This is a genomic window from Actinoplanes sp. CA-252034, from assembly GCF_050956125.1.
Taxonomy (GTDB): Bacteria; Actinomycetota; Actinomycetes; order Mycobacteriales; family Micromonosporaceae; genus Actinoplanes.
Genome location: NZ_CP191846.1, coordinates 2,919,291 through 2,939,827 on the forward strand (window position 1 = coordinate 2,919,291; position 20,537 = coordinate 2,939,827).

The following is a 20,537-nucleotide window of genomic DNA, read 5'->3' on the forward strand; positions in this document are numbered from 1 at the left end:
GCTGATGACGACGCCGATCTCCGATGACCAGAGATCAGCGCTCGGACTGCCGCAATGGGATCTGCGGCTCACCGCCGGCTGACGGCGCGACCATCCGGGGGTCGAGGGCGGTGACGAGCACGCCGCGACCGGTACGCACGATCATGTGACCGCTGTCGAGCGACAGGCCCAGAGCCTGTTGGCCGAGCGGCAACAGCACCGTGCGCAAGAGCCTCTCCCCCGAGAGATCATGGATCAGCACCTGCCCGGACCGGTTGCCGGCCACGAGAAGCCAGCGGCCGTCGACGAGCCCGGCAGCCAGAGACGACAGCTGTCCGGCCCCGGCCAGCCGGCGGACGGCGAGCCGCTCGGACAGGTCACTGCCGCTCCGGAGCTCCACTGTGCCGTCCTCGGTGCCGATCGCCAGCACGTCGCCCGCGACGGCCATCGCCACATCGGGCGACGACAGCGACAGGTCGACCGGCTCGTATCGGTCGGGTGCGATCTCGCGCCAGACCCGAAGCACCCGCGACCGGCATCCGGCTATCAGCCGGTCGGCGCCGTCGCTGTCGGGCACCGGCACCAGCTCCCGGACGTGACCGGCGTGCCCGGTCAAGGGTGAGCCGACCGCCCGGCCCGTGTCGGCGTCCCACACCCGCACCACACTGTCCACACCGCCGGAGGCGAATCGCCTTCTCCGGGCGCGGGACCGGAAGAACACGAGAGTGAACACCCGGCCCCGGTGCTTATGCAAGCGGTCCCACCTGGAGCGGGCCTCTCCGGGCACGGACATCCGTACGAACCCGTCAGTTCCGCCGGTGGCCAGGACATGCCCGTCCCACGCCAGGGCCCGTACGCCACTCTGCTGTCGTAGCGTCTGGCCGTCCGGCTGACCCGACGCCAAGTCCCACCAGCGGATCCGTCCCCGGTCAGTTCCGGTGACCAGCGCTGCGCCGTCGGAGGCACAGGCGAGGATCAGTCCGTCGCCGGACGTCGGATCCGGCGTCTCGTCCCGTGCGTGCCACAGCCGTAGCGTGGTGTCGTCACCGCCGGTGAGCAGCATGTGCCGTCCGTCGGGGAGTATCAGCGGACTGATCGCCCGCACCGGATCGTGGTGGCCGACCATCTGGGCGGTCTCCGTCCAGGTCTCGCCGCTTCGGCTCCAGATGCGGACCGCTTCGCGGTCAGCCACCGCCAGAAGCGCGGCACCCGTCTCCGGGCGGCTCAGGACCGCGGCGAGCACGGGACCCGGCGAGGTGAAGGGAACGAGCTGACGAACACCTCGGGGAAAGCCGTCACTGTCGAACGTCACCGTGTCCAGGCCACCGTTCTCGGCGGCGACCAGCAACCGCGGGGTCGTACCCGTGGCCACCAGAGTGGTGATCGATCCCCGTGGATGGCGGACGGAGCCGGCCGGTGCGCCCGTCGCGATGTCCCAGAGTCGGATGTGGGCGTCATACCCCCGGTGACCAACCTGGTCGGGCCGTCCTCGTCGCGCAGCACCGTGAGCGCCCGAACGGCCCCGGGGACCCGGATGACGCCGACCCGCCCGAGCCGTGGCGCCACCTCCCATAGCGTGACCTCGGCACCCTGCCGGGCGGCGGAGCACAGCAACTCGCCACCACCCGGCTGTGGCAGCGCCGCCAGCAGCCCGGACCCCGTGGCCGGGGTTTCCGTCGTCGCGTCGATACGTTCCCCGGTCCGCCATCGCCACAACGTGATCCGCCCGCCCGGCTCCGTCGAGGCCAGCAAGCCGCCGTCCTCCGTGCCGAGGCCGGCCAGCGCGGTTATCCGCGTGTCACCGGTCGGTATCGGATCACCGGCCGGACGCCCGGTGACCAGGTCCCAGACCCGGATCGTCGCGTCCCGTGCCCAGCTGGCGACGAGCGCTCCTTCGGCCGCCCGCAGCGCGGTGATCGCTAGCACCGGTGCCTGGTGGCCGACCAGAGCGACATGCGCCGGCTCGCGGTGATCGATGTGCGCCCAGGCGGGAAGCGGCTGTTCACCTCGATCCCAGCCGCAGGCGGCGGCCAGCCAGCGCGTCATCAGGCGATCCGGCGGCTCGAGCACGTTGAGCAGGTGGCGAGCCGACAGCGCGGCCGCGATCGGTGGCGGGAGCGTTCGGCGGCCGTAGGCGCTGCGAAGCACCGCAGCGGCCACCGAATCCGGATCGAGGTGGTCCAGAAGGTAAGGGCGTTCGGCCAGATCACTCCAGATGCCGGCGTACCCGACGTGGTCGGCGAGCCGGGCCACCACGTACGGGCTGGGTTCGCGGTCGGCGGGCTCCCGCATCATCGCGTCGGCAATGAGGGCGTGACCTCGGCGGACACTGTCGGCAGAGGGGGGCGGTGGGCCGGTGCTCATCTCACCTCGCCGTCACGCGGGAGATCCTTTACCTCTACGAATCGTAACGGCGGAGTCCGGGGCGGACATCCGGATGAACACCCGATACCGCCCCGGACTCCCTGTCAGGTGGCGGTCCAGAGCAGGGCGCGAGCGTACTGGGCGTACAGGCCCTTCGGGTGGGCGCGGAAGAGGGGCTCGGTGCCGAAGAGCACCGCGTGGCCACCGCCGGCCGTGGTGCCGGAGACGACAGCGGGCTGACCGGCGGCCTGGGCCGGGCCGTTGGTTCCGGCGTCCGTCGGCAGCCAGTGCCCGGCGACCAGCGGCGACGTGCCGTAACGCTGCTCGACGGTCACGCCCGTGCCGGTGAACCAGATCGGGGAGTAGGCGAAGGAGTGCGCGGGCGAGCCGGCGCCGACGATGCCACCGGTGTTCGTCACCCTGACCACGCCGTTGGCGTCACCCCGGCCGGCCGTCGCGGTGACCGGGAGGACCTTGGCGGCGGCGTTGAAGGCGACGCCGGTGGCGCCACGGGTGAGGACACCGCCACCGCGTGCCAGGTAGGCGTCGACGGAAGCGCGGGCGGCGGCGGTCAGGGCCGTGTACGACAGACCGGAGGAGACGATGAGAGTGTCGACGGACGACAGGTCGAAACCGGCGTTGAGGATCGCCGTCGAGACGGGCCGCACCGCGAAGCCCATCTCCCTCAGAGCGAGCAGCTCGTCGGCGGAGACGGCCGCTGCGATGACCGGCTGTTCGATCACGACGCCTTTGGCGCGACCGGGGGCGGCGGTGAAACGTACCCCCAGGGAGGTGGCGAGAGAGACGGCCTCGGGTCGCGCCTCCGCCGGGACGATGACGGTGGCCGCGTCCGTGCGCCGCAGCTTGACACCCCGGGTGAGCAGCTCGTTGACGGCACGCACATCGTTGCCGTCGCGCAGCGACAGGCTGAGGTCGTACCCACGCGGGGCGTCGACGGACCCGGTCGGCGCCGCCCTGGTGACCCTGCGGAGCGGGACGCGTGGCAGCGACCGGAGGCTGCTGTCGACCGTGGCGCCCCACAGCAGCCCGTGACTCCAGCCGGAGATGTCGTACATCTGCGGGACCAGCCCGGAGATGTCCCGCCCCGCCTCCAGCAGGACGTTGGCCAGGCCGCGTTTCGGCTGGTGCATGTCGACGACGTAGGTGCCCGCGGCATAGTGGCGCCCGCCGGAGCGGAAACCGGTCCGGGCCGCCGTGACCCGCACGTCATGGGAGATCAGGTGATTGACGAGACGCGCCGCGGCGGGCGTGCCGGCCGGGATGACGTAGGCCCGCGGGAACGTGGTCGAGTAGCGGTCCTCCGGGCCGAACCCGTCGACGAAACCGTCCGGAACGACCGGCGACGGCTCACCGGCCCACCCGCGGCGGAACTGCTCGATCTGATCGGCGAGCAGGGCGCCCCGGTTCGTGTCGGCGTAGGTGAGCGCGGCCTGGATCGTCGCCGCGGCCACGTCGGTGTTGATCCTGGCCCGGCGCTGCAGCTCCTCGACCGGCAGGGTGTTGTAGGCGGCATTGTTGACCTGCAGCGGGATCTCCACGGTGTGCCCGACCGCGCCCTGGTAGATCGCGTACATCGGGGTGAAGATCGGCGGCCAGTCGTCCCAGTCGCCGGGGGCATAGTCGCGGAACGGGATGTCGGCGCGGGTCGTCTCCGGGTGTCCGAGCTGCTGGATGGCCTTCTCCATGCCCAGCGCGTTCGGCAGCGCGTGCTTGATGTACAGGTCGTACTCGTAGTTCTGCCCATGCGGCGGCGTGGCCGGCTCGATCAGCGTCGTCCCGGTGTAGCCGTGCTCGTCGAGCATCAGGAACGGCTGCGTGGCGATCACCACGTCCCGGACGGCCCGCGACTCCGGCTGCGAGCTGGTGGCATGGTCCCGGTTGATGTCGAAACCGGCGCCGTTCGCCCGGGTTCCCGCGACCCGCCCGTCCGGGTTGTTGGTGACCGTCACGTACACCCGGCTCCGCTTCAGGAAGTCCCGGGTCGCCGCGTCGGTGGCGGTGGCCAGGCGCTCGATGACACGCAGCGCGCCGTCGGTGCCCTCCCACTCGTTGCCGTGGATGTTCGCGTTGATCCAGACCGGCGTCTTGTAGCCGGCCTTCAGGCCCCGGTCGCGCTTGGCGGCGCGCGGATCCTCCTCGATCAGCTCACGCCACCGATCCTGCTGCGCCGCCTCCGCTGCCGACTCCGGAGCGGTCACCGTGACGAGGTAGAGATCCCGCCCGCCGGCCGACTTCCCGACGATCTCCGCGGAGACGCGGTCCGAGGCCTGCTGCAGGGCGTTGAGCTTCGGAGCGATCGAGTGGTAGGGGACGAGCCCGAGCTTGATCGACCGATCCTCCGGGTTGACCGGCCAGACCGGCAGCTCGTTCTGCCGCGGGAAACCTCTGCGCCGCGTGATCGTCCACGCGGCCGCCGGCTCCCCGGCGGCCAGGGTGAGTGCCGACGGCGTGGCTTCACCGAGGGCGGCGATCTCGTTGCGTTCGGGCCCGTTGCCGAAGTCACGGGTGGATGGGGTGTCGCCGGGTGTCGCCGCCGTCGCCGGGTCGACGAGCAGGGCGGTGGCGAGCAACGCGGCGCCGATGCCGGCCAGCGTTCGTGACAGGTCCACAAAGCACCTCCGTTGGGATGCCCCGACCCTCCCCGTTTCATCGATGAATGCGCAATGATCGATTGCGCGTATCGCCATACCGTTAAGGTCATCCCCGCCGCCGACGGTTCGATATCCTGTCCCGCCGTCCACCGAAAGGCGCGACTCCTTGAGTGCCGACCTGCCGCACTTCTCCCGGCTCACCTGGAGTGACATCGACCCTGCCGGACGTCCCGGTCTCGACCCGGCGGGCGTGGCCGGCCTGGTGCGGTCGTTGCCCCCGGCGGCCGAGGTTCCGCCGGCCGGTACCGACTGGCGGCTCACCGGCGTCTGGCTGGACCGGATGACGATGGCGCTCGTCGAACGGCTCGGCGCGTGGGCGGTGGGCTGGAGGCACACGGTGGTGCTGGAGGATCACCAGGGTCGCGGCGTCATTCCGATCTGGCTGATCGCCGACCCGCCGATCACCACACCGGCCGAGACCCTGGACCGGATCGCCCGGGGCCTGGTGGCCTGGCACGAGTTGACCGTGGAGCTCGCCACCGACGCCCGCGGCCGGTTCGCCGCGATGGCGCCGCCCATCACCGACAGCACCGGCGAGCCGGTGGCCTGGCGGGCGGTGAAGGCGCCCGGGATCAGCCGCCTCGATTTCGGGACATTCGAGCGGAAAATCCCGCTTCCCTGGGACCTGAGCTGGGCCGACGTGGACCCGCGGAGGCGTGACTTCGATCCGGCAACGGTTCCCGCAATGACCGCCGCGCTCGTCGCGGCCTCCGCTCCGCCGGCCGAGGAGGCGGACTGGCGTCTGCAGGACCTGTGGCTGGAGAGCATGTCGATCGGGCTCACCGAACGGTACGGGGCGTGGGTGGCCGGCTGGCGATGGTCCACCGGTGAGGGTGATCTCGACGGCGGGCCGATCGGCAACTGGTGCTGTTTCCGGGATTCGGCCGGGACGCCGGAGGCGGCCGCCGCCGCCATCGCCGCCGCGCTGGTCGAGTGGCACGACTGGCTGGCCGACATCGCCGACCGGTTCGACCGGCTTCTTCCGCTGGCCGCAGGCGACCTCGATGGCTGGGAACGTGCGGTCGCCCACCTGGTGACCGCGGTGGGCGACAGCACCGGCTACGACTCCGGCTGGTACGGCTGCTGCCGGACCGTTCTCGGCTGGTTCCTGGAAGCGGCCGGTGTCGCGAGCGCCGACCACGGGAGCCTGCTCGACCACGCGATAGGCGGCCGGTTCGAGAGCTGGATCGAGCCGGAGAGGCAGGTCGTCGAGTCGGTGGCCGAGCGCCTGGCCGGCGAGGTGGCGGCCGCCGGCTCCGACACCTGACCGTCGGGCGCCGGCCCCGCCACCTGGACCGGCAGGCGGCGGGTCGGGCGTCAGCGGGGTCGGGTGGCGGCGTGGGACTCCCAGGTGGCGTACATGGTGGCGTAGCGGCCACCGGCGGCCAGTAGCTGCTCGTGGGTTCCCTGTTCGATGATGTCGCCGTCGTCGACGACGATCACCCGGTCGGCTCGGCGGGCCGTGGACAGGCGGTGCGCCACCAGGATCGCGGTCCGGCCCTCCAGCAGGCGCTGGATCGCGGCCTCCACACGCAGTTCCGAGCGCAGGTCCAGACTCGACGTCGCCTCGTCCAGGACGACCACTCTCGGTTCGGCGACGAAGACGCGGGCCAGGGCGATCAGCTGGCGTTCGCCGGAGGACACCGACTGGCCGCGCTCGTGCAGGATCGTCCGGAGGCCGTCGGGGGAGCGGTCGACCAGGTCGCGCAGGCCGACCGCGTCGACGGCGGCGTCGACGACCTCGTCGGGGACGTCCGGGCGGGCGAAGGCGATGTTGTCGCGCAGTGTCCCGGCGAACAGGAACGGCTCCTGCGGGACCACGCCGACCTGCCGGTGCAGCGAGTCCAGGGTGACGTCGCGCAGGTCGTGACCGTCGATGAGGATTGTTCCGGCGTCCGGGTCGTAGAGGCGGGACACCAGTTTGGCCAAGGTGGACTTGCCGGCGCCGGTGGGGCCGACGCAGGCGATCGTCTCGCCGGGCGCGATCCGCAGATTCACTCCGCGTAGCACGGGGCGCTCGGGGTCGTACCCGAAGGTGATCTCACGCAGCTCGATCTCGCCGGACGCCGGCGGCAGCGGCTGGGCGCCGGGTCTCTCCCGGACCGCGGGGACCGTGCCGAGCAGGCCGCGGAGTTTGCCGAGGGCGGCGCGGGCCTGCTGATAGTTGGTGTAGAGCTGCACGAGTTGCTGCACGGGCTGGAAGAACGCGTTCAGGTAGAGGACGAACGCGGTCAGCTCACCGATCGTCAGGGTGCCGGCCAGGACCTTGCGGCCGCCGATGAGCAGCAGCGCGGCCAGGCCGAGCAGGCCGATCACCGACGTCCCGGGACCGTAGACCGCGTTGATCCGGCCGGTGTGGTCGTTGGCGTCGCGGTAGGCGCCGACCACCTCCCGGTGGGCGATCACGTTGCGGTCCTGCTGGTTGTGGGCGGTGATGACGCGTACGCCGTTCAGGCTCTCGGCCAGGTGGGAGAAGAGCCCGGCGATCGTGTCGCGCTGCCGGTTGTAGCCGACGTCGGCCGCTCTCCGGAACCAGAGCGTGAGCAGCAGCAGGGGCGGCACCACCAGGAGCAGCGTGATCGCGGCGAGCCCGGCGTCGTAGTGGATCAGGACGGCGGTGACCACGACCATGGTGATCCCGTGGATGAGGAACTGCGCGAACCCCTCCTGCAGCAGCTGCTGGAGCGCCTCCACGTCGGAGGTCATCCGGGTCATGGTGACGCCGGCCTTCTCCGTCGTGTAGTGGTCGAGGCTGAGCCGCTGCAACTGGGTGAACACGCGAACCCGCAGGTCACGGGTGCTGTAGGCGGCGAGTCGCCCGCTGGTGCGGATGCGCACGGCGGTGGCGAGGGCGGTCAGCGCGACCGAGGCGAGGAACGCGACGGCGGCGATCACCAGGACCGGCACGTCGCGGGCGACGATGCCGTGGTCGATGCCGACCTGCACGAGGTACGGCCCGGACTGCAGCAGCAGCGCCTCGACCGCCACGGCGACGGCCGCGGTCACGAGCAGCGCACGCCGCCCGGACAGCAGCGCCCACAGGGTGATCCGGCCGCTGTCGGGGGCGTGGCTGAACGGCTCGGCCGGGTCGGGATGCGCCGGCTCGCTCGCCTCCAGGAGGGTGACGCCGGCCGCGAGCTCGGGCGGCACCCCGGCGAACGGCGTGTTCCCCTGGCGGCGGGTGCCGGTGCCGCCCATCCCGGCGATCGCCCCGGACCCGGGACCGCCGCCGGGACCGCCGAACCCGCCTCCGAACATGCTCACGCGTGGACCTCCGTGGCCAGGACCCGCCCGTAGCGGGGCTCGGTCGCCAACAGCTCGGCATGGGTGCCGGTCGCCACGGCCTGCCCGTTCTCGATCAGCACGACGCGGTCGGCGAGGCCGATGGTGGCCAGCCGGTGCGCGACCATGATCGTGGTGCGGTCGCGCATCAGGTCGCGCAGCGCCTCGTGGATCTCGTGCTCGACCCGCACGTCGACGGCGCTGGTGGCGTCGTCGAGGATCAGCACCGGCGGGTTGACCAGCAGCGCACGGGCGATCGCGACGCGTTGCCGCTGGCCGCCGGAGAGGGTGTAGCCGCGTTCGCCGACGACCGCGTCGTACCCCTCGGGAAGCTCCCGGATGAAACCGTCGGCGCCGGCCGCGACGGCGGCGGCGACCACCTGCTCGCGGGTCGCCCCGGGCCGTCCGAAAGCGATGTTGTCGTGCAGGGACAGGGAGAACAGGAACGGCTCGTCGGGCACGATCCCGACCCGGTCGCGCAGCGTCTCCAGGGGATAATCGCGCACCTCGACGCCGTCGATCAGCACCCGCCCCGCGTCGGCGTCGTAGAAACGCGCGGCCAGCCGGGCCACGGTGCTCTTACCGCTGCCGGTCGCGCCGACCAGCGCCACCGTCTCACCCGGCCGGACGTGCAGGTCGAGACCGTCGAGGCCGAGGGTCCCATCGGGGTACGCGAACCGCACGCCCTCGAATCGCACGTCGCCCCGGGGCTGCGGGACCACCGGCTCGGCCGGGTCGGTCAGCTCGGTCGGCGTGTCCAGGATGTCGTAGATGCGCTGGGCGGACGCGGCGGCCCGCTGCCCCATCATGATGATCATGCCGAGCATCCGGAACGGCGGCTGCAGCATCAGCACGTAGGAGTTGAACGCCACGATCGTGCCGACGGTCGCGTGGCCGTCGAGCACCATCAGACCACCGACGAGCAGCACCATCGCCAGGCCGAGCCGCGGCAGGTTGTCCATCACCGGCATCCAGCGGCTGCGGATCCGGGCGTCGGTCGTGTACGCCCACCGCACCCCGTCGGCCGCCCGTGCCAGCGTGTCGATCTGCCGTCTCTCGGCCGCGAACGCCTTGACGATCCGGACGCCCTGGATGTTCTCGTCGACCACGGTCGCGACCCCGGCCAGCCGCGACTGGATCAGCCACGACACCGGGAAGATCGCCTTGCGCATCCGGACGCCGAGCACCGCGATCACCGGCATGGTGAGCATCGCGACCACGGCCAGGGGCGCGTTGATCGACACCATCAGGGCGAACGCGATGACCGCGATCGTGCACTGGACCAGGATCGACGGGCCGAATGCCAGGTACATCTGGACGGCCCGGATGTCGCTCGTGGCGCGGGAGATCAGCTCGCCGGACTGGACCCGGTCGTAGAAGCCGTACGACATCCGCATCAGGTGGCCGAAGACGAGGTTGCGCAGGTCGTACTCCATCTCGTACGCCGTGCGCAGCAGGTAGAGCCGGGCCAGGAAGTTGACGACACCCTGGACGATCGCGAGCCCGGCGATCAGCCAGACGTACTTCGTCAGGCCCTCGGCCCGGTCGACGAGTGCCCTGTCGATGCCGATCCGCACCAGGTCGGGAATCTGCACCTGGACGATCAGGCCGATGAACGACAGCGTCAGCGAGGTGATCAGCAACGCGCGGTGGGCACGGACGATGGGCCAGGCGCGGCGTAACCAGCTCTTCGTGGGATCCGGGTGGATGCCGGCCCTGGGGCCCGGCGTGGGGCGGCGGTCAAGCGGTACTCCTCACGAGCGATAGTGCTTAGCCTAGCTAACTATCAGGTCTTCTCAACCCCGCGTCCCTGCTGTCGATGGAAACGGCATGTCTCGTCGCCTGGCCGCTCTCGCCGCCGTCACCACGCTGACCGCCACCGGTCTCGCGACCCCCGCGCAGGCGGCGACCACCGCCTGCCGCGCGGAATCGGGCAGCCCCAGCTGCCAGGTGTGGACCGGCAAGGTCGACTGGGCGCCCGACGGTGACACGATCCGCGTCGACCTCGCCGGGGACGGCACGAAGAACCTGGTCTCGGTACGCATCCTGGGCATCCAGGCGATGGAGATGAAGACCTACTCGCACTACCCGGAGCGGCGTAGGGGCGACTGCCACGCGATCGCCGCCAACACCCGCCTCGAGGAGCTGCTCGCGGCCGGCGGCAACACGGTGCGGCTCACCTCGCTCAAGGCGTCCAGCAAGAGCGAGGGCCGCCCGCTGCGCTCGGTCGCCGTCAAGATCGACGGGCAGTGGCGCGACGTCGGGGAGCAGATGGTCCGCGAGGGCTACACGCTCTGGCAGGCCTGGCCCGGCGAATGGGCGATGGACGAGGCCTACCACCGGGCCGCTCTGGAGGCGGCGGCCGCCGGCCGGGAGCTCTACGACACCGACAGCTGCAAGCCCGGCCCGGCCCAGAACAGCGGCCTGACCCTGACCGTCAACGCGGACGCCGACGGCCTCGACGACCAGAACCTCAACGGCGAATGGTTCAAGGTCCACAACCCGTCGGCGGCGGCCGTGCCGATCGCGGGCTGGTGGGTGCGCGACTCCGGGCTGCGCCGGTACACGTTCCCGGCCGGCACCGTGGTCCCGGCCGGCGGCGACGTCTACGTCCACATCGGCAAGGGGAAGAACACCGCGACCCACAAGTACTGGGGTCTCACCAAGCCGATCTTCACCAACGTCGACCCGGCCAACCACGCCGTCGGCGACGGCGGCTACCTCTTCGACGGCCACGGCGACCTGCGCGCCTGGATGATCTACCCCCAGGTGGAGGCCTAGGCGGGCCCGGCGTCGCCGTCGCGCCAGTGGCGGCGGCACAGCACCCGGTACGTGACCTCGGCCGCGTCCGACGTGTCGCCGACCGCCACCTGCGCGCCGGAGCGGGCCACCCGGCCGTCCTCGATCCGCGCGTTCTGCCGGCCCGGCCGCCCGCACCAGCAGGTCACCTCGACCTGCAGCGACACGATGTTGTCGGCCAGCTCCAGCAGCCGCTGCGCGCCCGGGAACAGATGCGACATGAAGTCGGTCGAGATCGCGTAGCAGTCCACGTCGACGCAGAGCTCGTCGACCGCCCAGGCCAGCTGCTCCACCTGATCCGGCCGGAGGAACTGCGCCTCGTCGACGATCACGAAACCGCCGGTCGGCACCTCGTCGGCGATCAGCGCGGTCAGCTCGGTGCCGTCGGTGACCTCGATCGCGTCCGCCTCCACCCCGAGGCGCGACGACATCACCCCGGCGCCGGCCCGGTCCATGCTGGTCAGCAGCACCCCGGGCCGGCCCGCCTGCCGCCGGTTGTACGCGTTCTGCAGTGCGAGCGTCGACTTGCCCGCGCCCATGCTGCCGTGGAAGAGAGTCAGCTCGTGAAAGACCGGGGCGAGGGTCCTGGCGCGGGACACGACGGGGGTGCTGACGGTGACCGGGACCAAGGTGAGCCTTCCTCAGGACTTTCGTGGGCCGCTACACGCTACCCGACCTGGTCCGCCTCCTCGGAAGCCCGCCGCCACGGGTCGCCATAGGCCCGGATCGCCTGGCGGGCGAACGCCTGCTGCTGGGTGGCGACCCGCTCCGAACGGCCCCGGCCGAGGAAGCTGACGAACCAGTGCAGCACCGCGGTCAACCGGTTCTTGAAGCCGACCAGGTAGAACAGGTGCACCGCCACCCACACGACCCAGGCCGGGAAGCCGGCCAGATGCACCTTCCCGATGCTCGCCACCGCCGAGAAGCGGGAGATCGTCGCCAGGCTGCCCTTGTCGAAATACCGGAACGGCTGACCCGTCTCCTTACCGGCCAGGCGGCGTTTGATCTGGTCGGCGGCGTGCCGGCCGCTCTGGATGGCCACCTGCGCCACCCCGGGCAGCGGCTTGCCGTCCGCACCGGCCAGGTTCATCATGTCGCCGAGCGCGAAGATCTCCGGGTGGCCCGGCAGGCTGGTGTCCGGCTCGACCAGGATCCGGCCCGCCCGGTCGGTCTTCGCGCCGGTCGCCGCGGCCAGTTTCGCGGCCAGCGGCGGCGCCGCCACACCGGCCGCCCACACCTTCGTCATCGTCGGGATGCGCTCGCGCTCACCGTTCGACTCGACCTCGATGCTGTTCGCGTCGACGCCGACCACCATCGTGTTGGTACGCACCTCGACGCCGAGCTTGTCGAGCTGCTTCTCCGCCTTGGCCGAGAGCTGGTCGCCGAACGTGTTCAGCACCGCGCCGACCGCGTCGACCAGCAGGATCCGCGCCTTACGGGAGTCGATGTGCCGGAACTGCCCGACCAGGTTGCGGTGCGCCAGCTCGGCGATCTGCCCGGCCATCTCGGTGCCGGTCGGGCCCGCGCCGACGACCACGAACGTCAGCCACCGCTCGATCGTCTCCGGGTCGGTGTGCAGGTCGGCGACCTCGAACGCGCCGAAGATCCGGGCCCGCAGCTCCAGCGCGTCGTCGATGCTCTTCATGCCGGGCGCGTGGTCGGCGAACTGGTCGTTGCCGAAATAGGACTGTGAGGCGCCGGCCGCGACGATCAGCGTGTCGTACGGCACCGTGTAGTCGATGCCCGGCCCGGACACCGACACGACCTTGGCCTCCACGTCGACGTCCTGCACCCAGCCGAGGCGAACGTCCACGTTCTTCTGCCGGCGCAGCACCTCACGGATCGGCGGCGCCACCTCGCCCTCCGACAGGATGCCGGTCGCGACCTGGTAGAGCAGCGGCTGGAAGAGGTGGTACGCCGTACCGTTGATCAGGGTGATCTCGACGTCTGCACGGCGCAGCGCCTTGATCGCGAAGAGGCCGCCGAAGCCCGCCCCCACGACTACCACTCGATGGCTCATCAGTACTCCTCGCTCCAGGGCACCTGGCACCCACCTTGGTATGCCCCGGCTCCGAACGGAAGTACCGTCAGCTCAGACGCTGTGTGATATGTCCCAGCCAACGGGCCACCACGGCCAGCTCCGCGTCGGTGAAACCGTCGGAGATCTCGGCGTTCAGCTCCTTCACGACACCCTTGGCCGCCGCCACCGCCTCCCGGCCGGCCGGGGTGAGACGCAGCCGCACCGCCCGGGCGTCCGCCGCGTCCGGCGCCTTGACCAGGAAGCCGGCCTTCTCCAGGCGGCTGACCAGGCCGCTGATCCCGGACGGCGACGCGCACAGGGCCGCGCTGACGTCGCCGACCAGAGCATTGTCGTTACCGGCCAGATGGAACAGCACACCCGCCCCGGCCGCGCCGAGACCGCTGTCGCCGGAGCGCGCGTCGATCCATCGCCGGACCGCGCGCTCGGCGATCATCATCTCGAAGACGAGGCGGTGGCCGCTCATCGGGACGCGCCGGCGATCTGCTTCTGCAACCAGGTCAGCAGCTCGGGCCAGAGGGTGTCACGGGCGGTGCGTCGCATGAGCCCATGGTGGCCGATGCGGGGGAGCCCCGCATCGGCCGGGGTGTGGGTGCGCCGCTCCACCACCGCGTTCGGAAGCCGCGCGGCCAGCGCGTCGACCTGCGCCGGCGTCGCCCACGGGTCGTCGCTCGACCCGATCGCCAGCACCGGCTGGGTGACGGCGGCGGCCCGCTCGGCGGCCCGCATCGCCGGATCGTCGAACAGGTAGCCGCGCAGCGCGCCCCAGGCGGCCCACTGCCGCACGGCGGCCACCGAGATGTCCTCACCGAGACCCAGGCGGCGGGCCGGGACATAACCGAGCACGGCGGCGAGCGCCGGTCCGAGCAGGGACAACACGAGGCGTACGCGAAAGCGCTCGGCCCGGTCGGGAATGGCGGCGATGGACGCCACGTGGGAGGCGACCAGGACGAATGCCGTCAGGCCGGGGCCACCCCGCCCCAGGGCGAGCGCGTGCCCGCCGACGCTGTGCCCCACCGCGAGCTGTGGCAGCCCCGGGAACCGCTGCGCCGCCCACGCGGTCACCGCCGGCACGTCCTGCTCGATCCAGTCGCGCATGCCCACGTCCCGGTGATCGCGCGGCGACCCGGACCGCCCGGTGCCCCGGTAGTCGTAGGTGATCGCGGCGATCCCGTGCTCGGCCAGGAACGACGCGAACCCGGTGTAGAACCCGGCCGGTGTCGCCGTGGCCGAATGCACCACCAGCACCGCGACCGGCTCGGTGTCCGGCTCGAACAGCGTGCCGGCGAGCCCGCCCACCTGGATCGAAGTATTTCGCATGCGACATAAATTAGCACGGGGCGGTCCCGTTCCCGCGACGTGCCGATGGATTGAAACGTTACGGCCGGGGCGGCAGGATGGCCGTCATGACCCACGTGTGCTTCACCCTGCAGGTCGACCCGTCGAAGCTCGACGCCTACCGGAAGGCGCACGCCGCCGTCTGGCCGGAGATGCTCCAGGCGCTCGCCGCGACCGGCTGGCGCGACTACCGGCTCTTCCTGCGCCCCGACGGCCTGCTGGTCGGCACGCTGCAGACCGACGACTTCGCCGCCGCGCAGGAGGCGATGGCCCGGACCGAGGTGAACGCCCGCTGGCAGGCCGCCATGGCCGAGTTCTTCCCGGCCCTGGGCGAGGCCCGCCCGGACGAGGGCATGCTCGTCCTCGACCAGGTCTTCCACCTGGAGGAGCAGCTCGGCCGCCTCTGACGGATCACCCCCGCCAGGCCACCACCTGCTCGCCCGCGGCCGCCGCGTCGTGCAGCCCCGCCCACGCCCTGTCGGTGTGGACGCCGGGCAGCCCGTCCGCGTACTCCAGCGCCTTCAGTGGCTGCTCGGCGGCCAGCCGCCGCAGCTCGGCGACGGCCTCCGGCCCGGTCTGCCGGAAGTAGGTGATCACACTCATCGACGCATTGTGCCGACCGCCCCGCGAATCAGGAAACGGACAGCGAACACACAGGTCAGGGGTGGAACGGGCGGCCTACCCTGGAATCCGGACGGCTCGCGGGGTCGCGGGCCGGGCAGTGGAGGAGACGCTCGGTGGGGTTCGTCAAAAGGTTCGTGCTCTCGATGGTCGCGTCGAGGCTTCAGCGGATGTCCTACAAGCGGCACAACCCGATCGCCGACGGCATGCTCCGCGAGGTCAACCGCAAGCTGTACGGCCACGGGCATCCTGGCGCGCACGGGCACCCCGGCGCCTACGGGCACCCGGGGCGTATGGGCACCCCGGCGCGTACGGGCACCACGGCCACTATCGGCACCACGGGCACTACCGCCACCACGGCCACTACCGGCGCCGCTGGTTCTGACCCGCGTGGGGCGGCCGCCGTGGCAACGGGCGGTGCGGAACAGGTCAATTGTCGCGTCCGGGTGCCGATAGGTGGTAGGTGGGGAGCGAACGCGAGCGTGAGCGTGTCGCGGTCCTGCGTGAGTATCACCTGCTCGACACCCCGCCCGCCGCCGAGCTCGAGGCCGTGGTCCGGGTCGCCGCGACGGTCGCCGAGGTGCCGACCGCGACGCTGAACCTGCTCGACGACGTGAAGCAGTACCAGTTCACCACGGTCGGCTTCACCGGGCGGCAGTGCGCCCGGAAGGACTCGATGTGTGCGGTGCGCCTGGACCGCGGCGCTTTCGTGCACCTGCCGGACGCCCGGGAGGAGCCGGATTACCGGGACAACCCGTGGGTGACCGGGCGGCTGGGCCGGATCGTGTTCTACGCGTCGGCGCCGCTGATCAGCGCGGACGGCTACGTGATGGGCACGCTGTGCGTCTTCGACCGGCGGGCACGGCGGCTCAGCCCGGAACAGATCGGCCGGTTACGGGACCTGGCCGGCATCGTGGTGGCGTTCTTCGAGCGGCGCCGGCTCGCCCGCCTGGCGGCCGGCCTGAAGGAGACCATCCAGGCCCGGGATCGGTGGGCCCGCACGATGCTGGACAGCATCGACGAGGCGGTGATCGCGGTCGAGCCGGGCGGCCGGGTCACCGTGATCAACCGGGCCGCCCACGCCCTGCATCCGGACGCCGACCCGGCGGCGGGCGCGGCCGGGTCGGCGGCCCGCTACCGGTTGTACGAGCCGGACGGTCGCACCCCGGTCCCCGACGACGAGGTGCCGCTCGTGGTGGTGATGCGCGAGGGCTTCCCGGTCAAGGGGCGCGAGCTCGTCATCCGGACACCGGGCCGGGAACCGCGGTCGGTGGTGGCGAACGCGGCGCCGCTGCGGTCGGCCGACGGCACGGTGAACGGCGCGGTCGTCGCGTTGCACGACGTGACCGCGGAGCACGCCCGGCGACGGATCATCGAGGAGGCCCGCGAGCGGCTCGCCGCGGCCAACGCCGAGTTGCGCCGCTCCAACGCCGACCTGACCAACTTCGCCGGGGCGGTCAGTCACGACCTGGTCGCGCCGCTGGCCGCGGTGGGGGATACCTGGAGCTGCTCGGCGACCCGGACGAGACGGCCGGGCATCCGCGGGTGGCCGGCTGGGTCACGTCGGCGGCGCAGGCGGTGGCCCGGATGCGGGACCTGATCGACGCGCTGCTCGGCTACGCGAGGGCCGGCAGTGCCCCGGTGCGGGCTCTGACCGTACCCCTCGATGCCGTGGTCGAGGAGGTGCTGAACGACCTGGACCCGCAGATCGTGGCGGCCGGCGCACGCGTTCGCGTGGCCGGGCCGCTGCCCGTGGTGATCGGCGACCCGGTGCTGCTGCGGCAGTTGCTGCAGAACCTGATCGGCAACGCCGTGAAGTACCGGGACCCGGACCGGCAGGCCCGCGTCGAGATCGTCGCCGACGGCCCGGCGGTGCGGATCGTCGACCACGGCCTCGGCATCCCGCCGGAGCGCCGCGAGGAGGGTTTCGGGATGTTCGCCCGGGTCGACGGGGCCGTGGCGGCGGGGCACGGCATCGGCCTGTCGAGCTGCCTGCGGATCGTGGAGCGGCACGGTGGGACGATCGCGATCGAGGACACGCCGGGCGGCGGCGCGACGGTGACGGTCACGCTGCCGGGGAAAGAGTCAGGTCCCGGGTAGGGGTGCCGATCGGACAGAGGTGGATCTGGCTGAACGGTTGTCGGAGCGCGAGCGCCTGCGGCTCGCCGCCCTGCACGAGTACCGTCTGCTGGACGCGCCGGCCGGGGACGAGCTGGAGGCCGTGGTACGGGTCGCCGCCACCGTGGCCCGGGTGCCGCACGCCACGCTGAACCTGATCGACGAGAACCGGCAGTGCCAGCTCACCACGGTCGGCTTCGACGGGGCCGACTCGGACCGCGCCGACTCGATGTGTGCCGTCCGGTTCGAGTCCGGCCACTTCACCTACCTGCCGGACGCCCGGCTCGACCCGGACTACCGGAACAACCCGTGGGTCACCGGGGTCCTGTCCGACGTGCGGTTCTACGCGTCGTTTCCGCTGGTCACCCCGGAGGGGCACGCGCTCGGGTCGTTGTGTGTCTTCGACACCGAGCCCGGCGAGCTGGACGACGTTCAGATCGAGCGGCTCAAGGACCTGGCGCAGATCATCCTGGCACTGTTCGAGCGGCGGCGGCAGGCGCGGATCAACGCCGAGCTGGCGGCGCTGGCCGAGGAGCGGCAGCGGTGGACCGACACGCTGCTGGAGACCATCGACGTGGCGGTGGTGGCGGCCGACCAGAACGGGCAGGTGACCCTGTTCAACCGGGCGGCGCGCGAGTGGCACGGGCTGGACGACGCGGTCGGGCGGTACGAGCTGTTCGAGACCGACGGGCGTACCCCGCTGCCCCCGGAGCGGACGCCGCTGCGGCGCGCCCTGCGGGAGGGCACGGTCAAGGACGTCGAGATGATCATCAAGCGGCCGGGCCGGGAGCCGTTGCAGGTCAGCGTCAGCGGCCGGTCGCTGATCGGGCCGGGCGGCGTCGCGCAGGGCGCCGTCGTCGCGATGAACGACGTGACCAGTGCCCGTGCCCAGCAGCGGGTGATCGAGGAGGCCCGCCGGGAGCTGGCCGCCGCCAACGCCGACCTGCGCCGCTCCAACGCCGACCTGAGCAATTTCGCGGGGGCGGTCAGTCACGACCTGGTCGCGCCGCTGACCTCGGTCGGCGGCTACCTGGAGCTGATCGGCGACGAGGTGGACGGGCGGCCGGCGCAGTGGGCCGAGTCGGCGTCGCGGGCGGTCACCCGGATGCGTGACCTGATCCGGTCGCTGCTCGGGTACGCCCAGGCCGGCAGCGCGCCGGTACGCCGGGTCACCGCCGACCTGGCCGAGCTGTTCGAGCAGGTCCGCGTCGACCTGCGCCCGGCCGCCGAGGCCGCCGGCGCGACCGTCGAGGCGGGTGGCCCGCTGCCGTGCGTGGACGGCGACCCGGTGCTGATCCGGCAGCTGCTGCAGAACCTGATCGGCAACGCCGTCAAGTACCGCGACCCGTCCCGCGCCTGCCGGGTGACGGTCACGGCCGAGCACGGCCCGGCCGGCTGGACCGTTGCGGTCGCCGACAACGGGCTGGGCATCCCGCCCGAGCAGCGGCACCGGGTGTTCGAGATGTTCACCCGGCTGGGCATCGGGGCCGCGGGCGGGCACGGCATCGGGCTCTCCACCTGCTGGCGGATCGTGGAACGGCACGGCGGCGACATCCGGGTCGACGAGTCGCCCGGCGGCGGCACCACCGTGCTGTTCACACTGCCCGAGCGGGACCGGTCAGAACAGGGGTGACCGGGCCTTGTATCCGGTGCTGATCCGCAGCCCGCCGCGGAAGCCCTTGCCGGTGCCGGGGTAGAGCATCAGGTAGCCGGTGGACGCCTGGACGGCGGCCAGGTCGGTGAACCCGTCGCGGTCGAAGTCGCCGACGCCCAGCAGGTCACGCAGCCCGCTCGCGGTGCCGACCTTCACGGCCGCCTTGAAACCGCCGCTCTTGCCGGGGTAGAGGTACAACCCTCCGGTGCTGTTCAGCTTGACCAGCAGGTCCTGGAAGCCGTCCCGGTTGAAGTCACCGACCCCGGCGAACTCGCTGCGGTTGTTCCAGTCGCCGTACGCCAGCGCCACCCGCTTGCCGAACTTGGCGCCCTTCTGCCCGGGGTAGAGGTAGACGTTGCCGTTGCTGGTCTGCGACGCGAGCAGGTCGGGGTAGCCGTCCCGGTTGAAGTCGCCGATCGCGGTCAGCTCCCGCAGATGGCTCATGTTCTTGTACAGCTGCTTGCGGGTGCCGAACTTCCCGCTGCTCAGGCCGGGGTAGAAGTAGACCGCGCCGGCCTTGGTGCGGACGATCAGGTCGGTGAGCCCGTCCCGGTTGAGGTCCATCCGCAGCAGCGCGTTCGCCGACTTGTAGGTGCCGACGTGCCTGCGGTCGCCCTCGGAGACGAAGCTGCCGTTGCCCGGATATCCGAACAGGTTGCCGGTCGACGTGGTCCGCGCCATCACGTCCGACCAGCCGTTGCGGTTCCAGTCGGACAGCTTCGCGGCGGGCAGCCGGGCGAAGTCCAGGTAGTCGTTGTCGATGTTGATGGTGACGCCGCCCCAGGTCTCCTGGTGGCCGCCGCGGTACTGCTTCATCCGCCGCTTCGGTGTCCAGTAGCTCGCCGGGATCACCTTGTCGGTGACGGTGACGACCTGGTCCCAGCGGGCGAAGTCGACGTAGTCGGGCCGCACGTACCCCGGCTTGTCGTAGACCGCGACCTGGTCGGCGATCCCGGAGGCGGCGCTGCTGTAGTAGCCGGAGAAGTAGCCGAAGTCGTGCAGGCGGGCGGTCCACGCGTTCATGAACGCGAGCACACCGTCGCGGCACACGGTGTTCTTGCTGTCGTACGACTCCATGTCGTAGATCAGCACGCTCTCCGGGGACAGTCCGAGCGCGGTGGCCTGGCGGACGGCGTCCTCGGCGGCGGCCCGGCCCTGCGCGCCGGCCCGGGTGTCGTCGATCAGGTTCTTCCTGGTGACCGTGGTGCAGCTGGCCTGCGGGCCGACGTAGAGCGGGATCAGCCGCCAGCCGCGGGTGACCTGCTCGCGTACCCACTCCGGGGTCAGGTTGGCCTGGGTGCAGCCGCGGTTGTTGCCGCCGAAGTAGATGCCGGCCGCCCGGTACGGCGAGGACGCGAGCCACGCGGCCATCGCGTCGCTGGACGGAGCGGTGCAGGCGTCGAATCCGTACCCGGTGAAGTTGCCCGGCTGCGGCGCGAGCGCGGCGGCAGCCGTGGCGTTGCCGTTGATCAGCGCCAACGGGGCGACGGAGAGTGTCACGACCACTGCGGCGAGTAGCCGCCTCCGGTATCTGACGATGCCGGCGGTGACTTTTCGCAACATGGGAGCTCGCTTCATCGATACGGAGGGCCCATAGAGGGAAACAGACGCATCGGGATTCGCAAATTGCCTGTTCGGCTGATTCTGGTCAGCGGCCCCGTGAACCCCACAG

17 protein-coding genes are annotated in these 20,537 nt (G+C 71.6%); 6 read left to right on the top strand and 11 right to left on the bottom strand.

Features of this window, described 5'->3' with window-relative positions; genetic code table 11:
* Positions 1 to 34: 34 nt before the first annotated feature.
* The 3 genes from ACQPZW_RS13120 to ACQPZW_RS13130 form a co-directional block, all read right to left on the bottom strand.
* On the bottom strand, positions 35 to 1,351 hold the full coding sequence (locus tag ACQPZW_RS13120; protein WP_433795130.1) for a WD40 repeat domain-containing protein: 1,317 nt from the start codon (positions 1,349 to 1,351) through the stop codon (positions 35 to 37).
* Positions 1,288 to 2,274, bottom strand: a complete 987-nt coding sequence (locus ACQPZW_RS13125) for a hypothetical protein (RefSeq protein ID WP_433795131.1) — start codon at positions 2,272 to 2,274, stop codon at positions 1,288 to 1,290. The genes ACQPZW_RS13120 and ACQPZW_RS13125 overlap by 64 nt, the downstream gene beginning before the upstream one ends.
* Before the next feature lie 173 nt (positions 2,275 to 2,447).
* On the bottom strand, positions 2,448 to 4,973 hold the full coding sequence (locus ACQPZW_RS13130; protein ID WP_433795132.1) for a M14 family zinc carboxypeptidase: 2,526 nt from the start codon (positions 4,971 to 4,973) through the stop codon (positions 2,448 to 2,450).
* Between the two features lie 148 nt (positions 4,974 to 5,121).
* On the opposite strand from ACQPZW_RS13130, the gene ACQPZW_RS13135 reads away from it, so the two are divergent.
* Positions 5,122 to 6,282, top strand: coding sequence for a hypothetical protein (locus ACQPZW_RS13135; protein ID WP_433795133.1), 1,161 nt, complete (start codon positions 5,122 to 5,124; stop codon positions 6,280 to 6,282).
* A 50-nt stretch (positions 6,283 to 6,332) separates the two neighbouring features.
* On the opposite strand, the gene ACQPZW_RS13140 is transcribed toward ACQPZW_RS13135, so the two are convergent.
* Both ACQPZW_RS13140 and ACQPZW_RS13145 read right to left on the bottom strand, forming a co-directional pair.
* Positions 6,333 to 8,273 carry an ABC transporter ATP-binding protein gene (locus ACQPZW_RS13140; RefSeq protein ID WP_433797523.1) on the bottom strand — a complete coding sequence of 647 codons (1,941 nt, stop codon included), beginning with the start codon at positions 8,271 to 8,273 and terminating at the stop codon, positions 6,333 to 6,335.
* Between the two features lie 2 nt (positions 8,274 to 8,275).
* A complete protein-coding gene (locus tag ACQPZW_RS13145; protein WP_433795134.1) occupies positions 8,276 to 9,940 on the bottom strand; it encodes an ABC transporter ATP-binding protein in 1,665 nt (554 codons plus the stop codon).
* Between the two features lie 187 nt (positions 9,941 to 10,127).
* On the opposite strand from ACQPZW_RS13145, the gene ACQPZW_RS13150 reads away from it, so the two are divergent.
* Positions 10,128 to 11,078, top strand: a complete 951-nt coding sequence (locus ACQPZW_RS13150) for a lamin tail domain-containing protein (RefSeq protein WP_433795135.1) — start codon at positions 10,128 to 10,130, stop codon at positions 11,076 to 11,078.
* On the opposite strand, the gene ACQPZW_RS13155 is transcribed toward ACQPZW_RS13150, so the two are convergent.
* From ACQPZW_RS13155 to ACQPZW_RS13170, 4 genes are all read right to left on the bottom strand, one after another.
* The gene (locus tag ACQPZW_RS13155) at positions 11,075 to 11,725 is read right to left on the bottom strand and encodes a thymidine kinase (protein ID WP_433795136.1); all 651 of its coding nucleotides are present in this window, start codon (positions 11,723 to 11,725) and stop codon (positions 11,075 to 11,077) included. The genes ACQPZW_RS13150 and ACQPZW_RS13155 overlap by 4 nt on opposite strands.
* 38 nt (positions 11,726 to 11,763) lie before the next feature.
* Positions 11,764 to 13,116, bottom strand: coding sequence for an NAD(P)/FAD-dependent oxidoreductase (locus ACQPZW_RS13160; protein ID WP_433795137.1), 1,353 nt, complete (start codon positions 13,114 to 13,116; stop codon positions 11,764 to 11,766).
* 67 nt (positions 13,117 to 13,183) lie between these two features.
* Positions 13,184 to 13,600: a MarR family winged helix-turn-helix transcriptional regulator gene (locus ACQPZW_RS13165; protein WP_433795138.1), complete on the bottom strand. Its 417-nt coding sequence runs from the start codon at positions 13,598 to 13,600 to the stop codon at positions 13,184 to 13,186.
* Positions 13,597 to 14,454 (bottom strand): alpha/beta hydrolase family protein, encoded by an 858-nt coding sequence (locus tag ACQPZW_RS13170; protein WP_433795139.1) that lies wholly within the window; start codon positions 14,452 to 14,454, stop codon positions 13,597 to 13,599. Before ACQPZW_RS13170 ends, ACQPZW_RS13165 begins: the two co-directional genes overlap by 4 nt.
* A gap of 86 nt (positions 14,455 to 14,540) precedes the next feature.
* Between ACQPZW_RS13170 and ACQPZW_RS13175 the strand changes: the two genes are divergently transcribed.
* Positions 14,541 to 14,879: an L-rhamnose mutarotase gene (locus ACQPZW_RS13175; protein WP_433795140.1), complete on the top strand. Its 339-nt coding sequence runs from the start codon at positions 14,541 to 14,543 to the stop codon at positions 14,877 to 14,879.
* A gap of 4 nt (positions 14,880 to 14,883) precedes the next feature.
* Here ACQPZW_RS13175 and ACQPZW_RS13180 read toward each other — a convergent pair whose 3' ends face one another.
* A complete protein-coding gene (locus ACQPZW_RS13180; protein ID WP_433795141.1) occupies positions 14,884 to 15,075 on the bottom strand; it encodes a hypothetical protein in 192 nt (63 codons plus the stop codon).
* Positions 15,076 to 15,556: 481 nt separating this feature from the next.
* Between ACQPZW_RS13180 and ACQPZW_RS13185 the strand changes: the two genes are divergently transcribed.
* The 3 genes from ACQPZW_RS13185 to ACQPZW_RS13195 are packed head-to-tail and all read left to right on the top strand — an operon-like array spanning position 15,557 to position 18,844.
* Positions 15,557 to 16,693, top strand: a complete 1,137-nt coding sequence (locus ACQPZW_RS13185; RefSeq protein WP_433795142.1) for a GAF domain-containing protein — start codon at positions 15,557 to 15,559, stop codon at positions 16,691 to 16,693.
* A complete protein-coding gene (locus ACQPZW_RS13190; protein WP_433795143.1) occupies positions 16,681 to 17,193 on the top strand; it encodes a sensor histidine kinase in 513 nt (170 codons plus the stop codon). Before ACQPZW_RS13185 ends, ACQPZW_RS13190 begins: the two co-directional genes overlap by 13 nt.
* A gap of 19 nt (positions 17,194 to 17,212) precedes the next feature.
* The gene (locus ACQPZW_RS13195) at positions 17,213 to 18,844 is read left to right on the top strand and encodes a sensor histidine kinase (protein ID WP_433795144.1); all 1,632 of its coding nucleotides are present in this window, start codon (positions 17,213 to 17,215) and stop codon (positions 18,842 to 18,844) included.
* Here the strand turns inward: ACQPZW_RS13195 and ACQPZW_RS13200 are convergent.
* Complete coding sequence (locus tag ACQPZW_RS13200) at positions 18,830 to 20,428, bottom strand: glycoside hydrolase domain-containing protein (RefSeq protein WP_433795145.1); 1,599 nt, start codon at positions 20,426 to 20,428, stop codon at positions 18,830 to 18,832. The genes ACQPZW_RS13195 and ACQPZW_RS13200 overlap by 15 nt on opposite strands.
* Positions 20,429 to 20,537: the final 109 nt, after the last annotated feature.